Source organism: Actinomadura rugatobispora, from assembly GCF_042656285.1.
GTDB classification, from domain to species: domain Bacteria; phylum Actinomycetota; class Actinomycetes; order Streptosporangiales; family Streptosporangiaceae; genus Spirillospora; species Spirillospora rugatobispora.
The window spans coordinates 1-896 of record NZ_JBHSON010000274.1; the positions used below are offsets into that span (position 1 = coordinate 1).

An 896-nucleotide genomic window follows, 5' to 3' on the forward strand; every position below is an offset into this window, starting at 1 on the left:
TCATCCGGCCAGCCTCACTGTTCCGCCCTGCCCCCAGAACACATACGACAGCAGCAGGTTGAGCGTGACGATGACGATGATCGACAGGCGGATCGCGCGGCCGGCGGCCTGCCCGACGCCGACGGGGCCGCCGGTGGCGTAGTAGCCGTAGTAGCAGTGGATCGAGATCACCGCGAACGCGAACACCGCCACCTTGATCGCGCTATAGATCAAATCGATCAACGGCAGATACAGATGGAAGTAGTAGTCGTAAACCCCGGGCGCCAGATCGAAGAACTCGGTACTGATGAACCGGGTCGCGAAGAAACTCGCGAACAAGGCGATCAGATACAACGGCACCAGCGCGATCAGCGCCGCCACCACCCGCGTGCAGATCAGATACACGAACGAGTGAATGCCCATGACCTCCAGGGCATCGATCTCCTCCGAGATCCGCATCGCCCCCAGCTCCGCCGTGAACGACGACCCGCACTGCGCCGCCAACGCGATCGCCGCGATCACCGGAGTCGTCTCACGGACATTGATGAACGCCCCCACCAAGCCCATGAACGACTCGGCGCCGATCACCTCCAGACCCGTGTACACCTGCATACCGATCTCGGTGCCCAAGAACAGCGACATCGTGAAGATCACGAAGATCATGCCGCCGCCGACCACCGTCGCGCCCACACCCACGACGATGTCACTGACCTGCAACGCCACCGTCTTGGCGTACTTGAACCGGAACACGATGTCCCGCACCGATGAAACGCGGCCACGCCGACAACGCCGCCACCCGCTCGGCACCCGCCACCGCCACCCGCGTCGTCCCCAACGCCGCCTTACGCGGAGCATTGACCAACATCAGCCGCCCGGCCAACCCCGGCAGGGCTCCGCTCACAATTCATCCCCATATA

The 896-nt window shown here is 63.3% G+C and carries 1 protein-coding gene; it reads right to left on the bottom strand.

What is annotated here, in order from left to right:
* Positions 1-741, bottom strand: coding sequence for an ABC transporter permease (locus tag ACFPZN_RS56305; RefSeq protein ID WP_378293682.1), 741 nt, complete (start codon positions 739-741; stop codon positions 1-3).
* Positions 742-896 lie beyond the last annotated feature (155 nt).